General features: G+C 34.6%; 5 protein-coding genes and 1 pseudogene. All 6 read right to left on the reverse strand.

Annotated elements, in window-relative coordinates; all coding sequences use genetic code 11:
- A pseudogene (locus tag B8963_RS00005) lies at nucleotides 1-443 on the reverse strand (hypothetical protein); the annotation flags it as partial.
- A gap of 463 nt (nucleotides 444-906) precedes the next feature.
- A complete protein-coding gene (locus B8963_RS00010) occupies nucleotides 907-5,391 on the reverse strand; it encodes a beta strand repeat-containing protein (protein WP_084059265.1) in 4,485 nt (1,494 codons plus the stop codon).
- A 296-nt stretch (nucleotides 5,392-5,687) separates the two neighbouring features.
- Nucleotides 5,688-7,625: an OmpA family protein gene (locus B8963_RS00015; RefSeq protein ID WP_084059266.1), complete on the reverse strand. Its 1,938-nt coding sequence runs from the start codon at nucleotides 7,623-7,625 to the stop codon at nucleotides 5,688-5,690.
- A gap of 9 nt (nucleotides 7,626-7,634) precedes the next feature.
- A complete protein-coding gene (locus B8963_RS00020; RefSeq protein WP_084059267.1) occupies nucleotides 7,635-8,585 on the reverse strand; it encodes a PorP/SprF family type IX secretion system membrane protein in 951 nt (316 codons plus the stop codon).
- Nucleotides 8,586-8,608: 23 nt separating this feature from the next.
- Nucleotides 8,609-9,133 (reverse strand): T9SS type B sorting domain-containing protein, encoded by a 525-nt coding sequence (locus tag B8963_RS16050; RefSeq protein ID WP_394334726.1) that lies wholly within the window; start codon nucleotides 9,131-9,133, stop codon nucleotides 8,609-8,611.
- Nucleotides 9,134-9,222: 89 nt separating this feature from the next.
- Nucleotides 9,223-9,861 (reverse strand): Ig-like domain-containing protein (locus B8963_RS00030; protein WP_234989589.1); only part of this gene is annotated, 639 nt, incomplete at its 5' end.

Consider the following 9,861-nt stretch of genomic DNA (forward strand, 5'->3'; position numbering starts at 1 on the left):
TCCGTATTATCTAAAAATGGAGTTAAATCTACCGTTCCGCCATCTACTAAGGTTAATATGTTTCCGGCCTCTAAGGTTAAGGCTTGGTTATCAGTACCTGCGGTTGCCAATGCCGCTGTTAAATTTACTGTTTGTGTACCTCCATTTTCAAGTGTTAAAATTAATTCGTTAGTTGCTGGATTAAAATTAAACTGCTGAATTTGTTGGCTATCCGTTGAAGTTAATTCCCAGGAATTTCCATCCCAAAAATAAATAGTTCCAGTATTTGTGTTTACATAGATGTCTCCAAGATCTGCTCCTGTAGGAGTAGTCATACCAGCACTCGTTACTGCTGTACCACTCAACACTTCGCAATTACACTGATCTTCTAAAGTAACGGTTGTTTGCGAAAAAGCAAATGCAGACATTAAAAGAAAAATTAGTAGGAATATCTTTTTATTCATGATTATGGGTTAACTTAATTTTGGTATTCAATTGATTATTTTGTGTAAAAGTTCCTTCTACTTAAAAATTAGGTATTATTACACTTTACAAATTTAACATTAGCATAGGCTAGGTAAAATAAATGTTGTGTATGCATAAATAAATAGGGTATAGCAAGTAATAAATGAGGTATTGCCAAAAATTATAATTCATTTTCAAGCTACTTTTCATCGATTTAGCTAATAATAGCAAGGTCTATTAGATAAAAAGCAGGAAGTAATATTTGGATGAAAATCAGTCTTTATTTGCATGTTTTACTATACCAAATAGGTATCGTATTTATAACATTTAGGACTAAACGAATGGCTATAATTCTTAAAAGACTACTAATATTTTCTCGTAACAAGAACAATCAAAAAAAATTCTGATTGACTTAAATATAGATTTAACAATAAAAATTAATGAAATTATTCAGATAGAAAATTAATTCGGTTTTACTCTATAAGTTATTCTCCTATTTGTAATAACATTATAGCTTGCAATAATACTAAAAGGTGAAAATTCAGAAGTACTGTTGGCTACTGTTGCGGTTGACGTAATTAAATTACCCCTAATCACTCCCGAAGGCAAAGGAATAGTAAATTTAAATTTGTTGGTATTATCCGTATTACCATCTAAATCTGTATACGAGGATACCCCTGCTGCACTATCTGCACCACTCCCTTCTATAAAAGTTGCGAGGTAAACTTGACCCTCACCGTAGTCAGTAACTCTTCCCAACTGATTGGCTCCGGTTGCGGCACTCCCTTGATTAATATCGGTAAGAAATAGTTCAATGGTAGCTCCAGGTCTTGACCAACCTTCAACAATTAAATTAGATCCACCAACAATTGCACTGGATATAATTGGAAAGTTTAATGCACCATTAGGTCCATTATCCCCATCGCCATTATCATTTAATGTTACACCATCACCAAGGTTGTCTGTTCTATCAATGTCAATTCCTAAGGCCGCACTCGTTGTACCATTAGCGTAAATAGAGTTTCGCGAAATTAAATTACCGGATGAGTTTCCTCCAGCTAAAACAATTCCAGCCCCTCCGTTAGAATAAATAACATTATTGCTAATAGATGAATTATTCCCATCTAATTTAATTCCTGCATTTTCTATGTTTCCACTACAATTTCCGCCGTGTTGACCCGAAGAAGTTATAGAATTTTCTGTAATTGTAACATTACCCGTAATACCATCACCATCAATTCCTAAAGCAGAGGCATTTGTAATTAAATTATGATTTATTACAATGCCACTACCCGATTGAAGTTTAATATTATCATCACAAGCGGCATTACCATTAGCGGTAATATGATTATTTTGTATTATAGTAGACGTACCTCCATCTACCAATATTCCGTTATCTCGATTTGTAGAAATAAAATTGCCATTAATAGTGGCTGTACCTCCAGTAATTTCAATTCCAAAATCAATATTTCCTGCATTGGCTCCTAATGCGTTAACTCCAATTAGCGAATTTGAAATAGTATTTGTTCCACCCAATACTTGGAGTCCAGCATTATTGCCTCCGTAAACAGAAATGTTTCGAACAACAGTATTTGCACCTTGTAAACGCATTACATCTCCATTATTTCGGTGTACTTGAATTTCAGGTCGGTCATAGTTTGGAAGTGCTACTGCGGAAGTACCAACTGCAACTCCACCTGAACCAACATTACCTCCATTAGAATTTCCAGAATAAGCGGTTTGAGTTCTACCATCTATTTGTGTATTGGTACCTGTAATGATAGAGAGCTGCCTACTATTGGATATTAAAATATCAAAAACTCCTCCAGTATAATTTGCATCTGCAGTTCTCCCTAAGGCATCTCCTGTAGGAGGGATCATAAAAATAGAGGTATCTGAACCTGCACTAGGGTCAAAAATTGAATTTGCCTCTATATCGAGCCCGACTTCATTCAAATTATTTGAGTTTATAATAAATTGCTCTAACGAACCTTGCCCGGTTTCATTGGTATTTACAATGGTATTAAAATTGAAACCAAAATTTATACCTACAACACCATTACCAGAAACCGCAACATTTGAAACACTTTGGGCATTATTTATTACACCTAATGCAACATCTTGGGTGGCACTTGGATTTACACCTCCCACTTCATTAGTAACATCAATTAGTGTAGTACCACTTCTATATTTTCTAAACGTTTGTATTGGATAGCATGTAGAACAATTAAGTCCTCCACCTCTATTAGATTTTACAGTAGAATTCACCACCTTAATACGGTAATTACCATCTGCCATACCCCCAAAAGAGTAGTCACCATTAATATCTGTATTTTTTCTTTGAATGAAATTTCCAGTTGAAGTAAAAAGTTCTACAATGGCTCCAGAAACACCAACACCATTAGAAACTGCTAGATTTCTACCTGGTCCACCAGGATAATTTGCATCTTCAAAAACAGTACCCGCAATTAAGTTTGAAGGTACTTTAAGAATCACTGCCGCAGAAATCACAAAATCTTGACCAACATCTACATTGGCCGTTATTTGGCTATCTGCAGGAGCAATATAGGATGAAATATCATAGGTGTCTAAATCTAATCCATAGGATGTGGAATTTGAATAAACAGGCGAAACTGTATTGTCATATATTGTTGAGTTATATACATTATTCCCTGTTTGGCCACCATCACCTGAAAGAATATAATTTACGTTAGATTGGTTTGTTATGGAAAGCTCTTCTGGATTAGTAGAACCACTACTTGATCCATCTAAATTTGGATCTCCTTCCCATGATAAAAATGTTGCCTTCGCACCTGAACCTGCAATAGCATAAAATGAGTCTAATGTAAACGATGTTCCATTATTTGATAGTCCATCAAATCCTTGGTATAAATTAATATTCACCGCAGGCAAATTAGGGTCTTCATAAAAGACCATTAAGGTCCATCCACCTAAAACGGTAGCTGTTGAACAATAATTTCCAGTATTATCAACTGAAAGACCTGTAAAATCCCAAGTATTTGTTGAAGGATTTGGTACACTTTGTACGATAGAAGTTACATCACTTACATAACCATAAAAGTTTCTATTTGTTAGTGTGGTTTGATATATGAAATTTGCCGACACCGCCTGCCCTTCAAAGGTTACATTAGGATCTGTTACTGTACTAGAATGGGCCCAATATAAATAGGCTTTATCAATAACTGCTGTGGCAGGTATTGGAGCAATTAATGTATTAGATGAAGAATTAGTTATTGAACAAGGATCTGTAAAGTTGTCATTAGTTCTTAGTGATCCTCCTGTAGTGGTATAATCATAATAACCATCAAATTCCTTTACTAAGGTTAATGGATCATTTGCTAGTATCTGAGAGTTAATGGTACCTGTACCTGTATCGGAATAATTTATGGTAGCATATTGCGCATTAGCCCCCGTAAATATTATTGTAAACTCCTCAGCGAGTTCTGGAACACCGTCATTCGCTATAGGAACCGAAATAGTTTGAACATTTCCTATTTGACCATTAAAAGTTAAGGTTCCTGAAGTGACAGTATAATCACTTCCAGAGAGTGCTGTACCATTTACGGTAGTATAATTTACGGTGAATGAAGTATTGATAAAACCAAATATTGGTATTGTGTAACCATGCGCAGCTCGAGTTTGTCTTACGGTAAATACAGCATTACCTACGGTTTCGTCAAATGAAATATCATCAATAACAATTTTTGGCCCTTCTGGATAACAAGTTACATTTGCTTGCCAACCAGCCGCTGTTGTATTATTGTTCGAAGTAAATCTAAAGGTTAAACAACCGGAAGAATGGGTAGATTCTATAATAGTTGCTACATTACCATTATTATACTGACCAATTAAAGTTCCACTAGTTGTGGTTCCTTCATATACATATAATAAATCCCCATTAGCTATATCAAAATTTGTAAAATTAACGCTAATGTAATTATTTGCAGTATCCGGACATATGGTATACACCACATTTTGATTATTCGAATAATTACCCACTCCACCCGGATCTAAAAATATATCACTACATGTAGTAGCCGTAGCTCCATTGGTCATAATTATAGCATCATTATCTATAATTGTTCCTGTCGCGGTATCTGTTATATTAACTGAATTATTAGACGTACCTGTAAATTGAATAAAAAAGGTTTCTGCATTTTCAAATGCTGTATCTTCTAAAATATTCACAGTAAATGATCTTGTTACTCCTGCAGTTCCTGTAAAATTTAAAGTTCCTGTTCTTGCGGTATAATCACTACCAGCTGTAGCCGTTCCATTAGCTGTGGTATAGTTTACTGTAAAAGCTCCGCTAGTATTTGCCCCTGTATGTGTAACTGTAAATGTTGCGGTGCCAGCACCTTCATTAACTGTAACATCATTAACAATAACCGCTGCTCCAACAGTTGCAGAAATTAAAAAATTATCTATATAAACTAAATCATCATTGCCTGACCAGTTTCCACCTCCCTTAATAAATCGGATTGTAGTATTACTTGAAATATAACTGTTTATGTTTTGGCTAAATACTCCTGATTGAGCACCACTAAAAGTGGCAAGTGTAGTAAATGTTGTCCCATCTGAAGATGCTTGCACTGCCAGTGTCTCGCCATTTTCCAAACTCACTGTACGCCAATTGAAAGATAAGGTAGCAGCAGTAGCACCTGTTAAATTAGCCGATCTCAAAATAGTTTCTGTCCAGATATAGGCAAATCGTAGTTCACCACCAATAACTCTAATATAACCATTAGCGGCTGAATTATCGTCACCTGATTCTATCCAATTTGTTGAAAAATTAGTATTGCCATCATTATTTGAATACGAGGTAGAACTAAAATTATCGCGATAGGTTTGTTGTGCAAAAAGATTATTTGAAAATCCAACTAAGGATAAAAGGATCAATATTTTGAATAAAACAAAAGTCTTCATTGGTTATTTTTGTTTACGATTTGAGAATCAAAATATTATTTTGACAATTCTTCTTCTCTAACTAAACAAATATAAAATTAGCTACCTCCATAATTAAATATTTGTTGTGTAGGTCATAAATGAATAAGTGTACACAGCAAATAGTGGGGTATACTATTTAATATTTCTAGTCAAAACATTATGATGATATACCGTATTTTGTCGATAATACAACTATTATCAAGGCATTCAAATATATAATAAACAGAAAAGCAGCCAATTTCTTGACTGCTTTTCTCTATAATTTTACATGAAATTTATTCCATTATAATAAACTCTGATCTACGGTTTAATTCATGTTCTTTTGCTGTACAATTAACTCCATTAGCACATCTATTTATCAGTTTTGTTTCCCCAAAACCTTCTCCTTCAAGTCGGTCAGAAGCTATCCCTTTTGCCACCATATAGCCCACAGTTGATTCTGCTCTTTTTTGAGATAACCAAAGGTTATACGCATCTTTTCCTCGACTGTCTGTATGAGAATTAACTTTTAGTTTTAAACTAGGATATTTCTCCATTGCTGCAATTACCTTCTGTATTTCTACTTCGGCATCTGGTCTAATATTATATTTATTTAAATCGAAATAAATAGTACTTAATTGTAGCAACTTGGCTAAATCGTCTCCAAAACCTGCCGTTACAGTATCTCGCTCTAAATAGAAATCTATTATTTGCGGTTCACCATCAGATGCACCCATATATTCTTCCGCCGGAATGTAGCCATCTATTAAAGCACGAACAAAATTACCTTTATTGCAATCTATTATAACTTTATAATTACCATTAGAATCTGTTAATGTTTCTGATATCTCAGCATTCTGTTCATCAATTATTTTGATTGTAGCACCAACCAAAACTTGGTTAGATATTTTGTCCCTTACAGTTCCAGTAATTAATTGTTGACAATCTAATTTTAGTGGTTTATTTTCTACAAAACTATAGATATCATCATTACCTAGACCAGTTTCACGGTTGGATGCAAAATACCCAGTTTTATCTTTTTCATTAAAAATGAAGGTAAAATCATCGACCTTACTATTTATTGGTTCCCCAACATTTTTTACAATTCCTGAATAGGTGTTGTTTTTAATATTTGTAGCAAAAATATCTAAGCCTCCTAAACCAGGGTGCCCATCAGATGAAAAATACAAAACTTCTTCACTTGTTACAAAAGGAAACGTTTCTCTTGCTTCTGTATTAATTGTACTGCCTAAATTCTCAGGAGTTCCAAATGTACCATCTTCGTTAATGGCAACTTTAAACAAATCAGATTCTCCTAGGCTACCTGGCATATCTGACGCGAAGAATAAGGTTTTTTCATCAGGACTCAAAGCAGGATTGGCTACTGAATAAGTATCGCTATTAAATGGTAATTCTTCAATTTGCGTAAAAATACCATTCTCTATTTGAGCTCTAAAAATCTTTAATCTGGTTACACCAATTTCATCTTTTTTAGTTTTGCCATCAACCAAATTATTTCTTGTAAAATATATAGTTTCCCCATCTTTGGTTGCCACTGTACTGGATTCATGAAACCTTGTATTGATAGATTTATCCAACTTAACTACAGCATTCATAGAAGTACTATCTACATTGGTTTTATACAGGTCTAAAAAATCCTTTGCATTCCAAGTATGTCTGTATCGCGCCAAATTTCCGGTATCTCTATCAGATGAAAACAGTAACCCTTCTTTATAATATGTTGGTGCAAATTCTGAATAAACAGTATTATATTCAAAAGGACCAACAGTATATCTCCCTGAATTTTCTAAAATTTCCTTTCTATAATCTCGATCTAAATTGAAATTATTTGCTCTTTTATCTCCAGCTGTCATTTCCGCAAACTTCACCATAAGTTTATCAGCCGTCTCGTATTCACCTAAACTTCGTAAAGTTTGAGCATATCTAAAATAATAATCCGAAGTAACCTCTGCCTCATAGTTGGCAACTAATTTTTTATATACTTCCGAGGCTTCTTTATAATCCGCATTAAAATAGTACGAATTACCTAATTTCTTTAATAAATCTGCTGAAACGAAACCTTTATCAAGCACTTTCTTGTAAATATCTATTGCAGGACTAAAGGAGTACTCTTCATATTTATTGTTTGCGCGCTCCAGTGTTTTTTCTTGCGCAACAGAACTTGCAAAAAACGCAACTATAAGTAATACTGCTAAATGTAATTTTTTTATCATAATAACAATTTAGAAAAAACGTGGTGAAACCAATTTTTGAAATGATTTAACTAATTCATATCTTAAAAAGACTTCAAATGAACCATCATTAAACCTAGTTGATCCTAATTCTGTAGTTTCTTTATCATAGGCCAAACCAATCATAAACTGATCGCTTATTTGAAACCCTGCCATAGCACTAACAGCAGCATCCCAACGGTACGCCGCACCAAAAGTAAATTTTTCATTTAGCATAAAATTGGCAGAAACATCTACCTGTAAAGGAGCACCGCCAACCACTTTAGTCAAAAGTGCAGGTTTAAATTTAAAATCATTAGATAAATCAAAAACATAACCTGTTATGGCGTAAAAGTTAATTCGTTCCTTGGATAAAAATGTAACCGAATTAGCATCCCTATTAGAATTATCAAAATGATTGGTCTCTAATAGATTAGGGGCTGAAAGTCCTAAATAGAATTTATCGGTATGATAGTAAGCTCCAATACCAAAATTTGGAGAAAATCTATTCTCAATATTATCACCGTTTATTGGTTCATCATCAAAATTTCGAAGCTTATTAAAATCCAGATTAAGAAGGTTTCCGCCAGCTTTTAATCCAAAAGATAATTTCCCAACTTGCGAAACATCAATAGTATAGGATATAACACCATCAAAATAAGTCTCCTGTACCGTACCATCGCCAATTTCATCATTAACGATTGATACTCCATAACCAAGCCTACTATTTCTTATAGGGGAATGTATGTTTAAAGTCTGGGAAGTTGGTGAACCTTCTAAACCTACCCATTGTGATCTGTACAAAGCTGCTATACTCAATTGCCCTCTGGAGCCTGCGTATGCTGGATTCACGCTCATAGTATTAAACATATACTGCGTATACTGAGCATCTTGTTGTGCATTCCCATTTTGAATAAAGAATGACGTAATTAATAAGGGTACTAAAAAAATTATTTTTCTCATAATATATAGTGTTCTCAATACTATTATTTGCTAACGTAAATGTAACCGCTTTCGGTAATATTTTTACTATTTATATCTTGATACTCAAAAATATAGAAATATACACCAGACGGCAAGTATTCTTCTTGAGTAACGGTTGATCTACCTTTTGAACGACCATCAAAAACATTATTTTGATTATTGTAACCGATACCTTCATAAACTGCTACACCCCATCTATTAAAAATTTTCAAGGTATTGTTAAATGCAAAATCAACATTTCTAATGAATAAGAAATCGTTTTTACCATCTGAATTTGGAGTAACCATTTGGTTAACTTCAATTTTAAAAGGTTGTGCTTCGATTACTACCGTTACAGTGGCTGTATCACAATTACTTGGAACCGCAATTTCACAAATAGTATAATCAATCGTATAAGTGCCTGGTGCTGTATCTGCTGCTACAGTTACCGTTCCGTCTGAATTAACAGTTAGTGGACCTGTAGGCGTAGATGTGATTACAACTTCCGATATGGTTACTGATGCGCCATCTAAAGTATCATTATCCAACACATTACCATCTAGTGTTCCTCCTGCCGTTGTTGCTTCGTATGCATCATCAACTGCATCTATAACATCGTATGCTGGGATCGTTACCGTTACAGTCGCTGTAGTGCAGCAATTTCACAGATGGTATAATCAATCGTATAAGTACCTGGTGCTGTATCTGCAGCTACAGTTATAGTTCCGTCTGAATTAACAGTTAGTGGGCCTGTTGGCGTAGATGTGATTACAACTTCCGATATGGTTACTGATGCTCCATCTAAAGTATCATTATCCAATACATTACCATCTAGTGTTCCTCCTGCTGTTGTTGCTTCGTATGCATCATCAACTGCATCTATAACATCGTATGCTGGGATTGTTACCGTTGCAGTGGCTGTATCACAATTGCTTGGTGCAGCAATTTCACAGATGGTATAATCAATCGTATAAGTACCTGGTGCTGTATCTGCAGCTACAGTTATAGTTCCGTCTGAATTAACAGTTAGTGGGCCTGTTGGCGTAGATGTGATTACAACTTCCGATATGGTTACTGATGCTCCATCTAAAGTATCATTATCCAATACATTACCATCTAGTGTTCCTCCTGCTGTTGTTGCTTCGTATGCATCATCAACAGCATCTATAACATCGTATGCTGGGATCGTTACCGTTACAGTGGCTGTATCACAATTACCCATTGTATCACATATTGTGTAATCAAATGTGTCTTCTCCTGTAAATCCGTCATTTGG

The organism is Cellulophaga tyrosinoxydans (assembly GCF_900176415.1).
GTDB lineage: Bacteria > Bacteroidota > Bacteroidia > Flavobacteriales > Flavobacteriaceae > Cellulophaga > Cellulophaga tyrosinoxydans.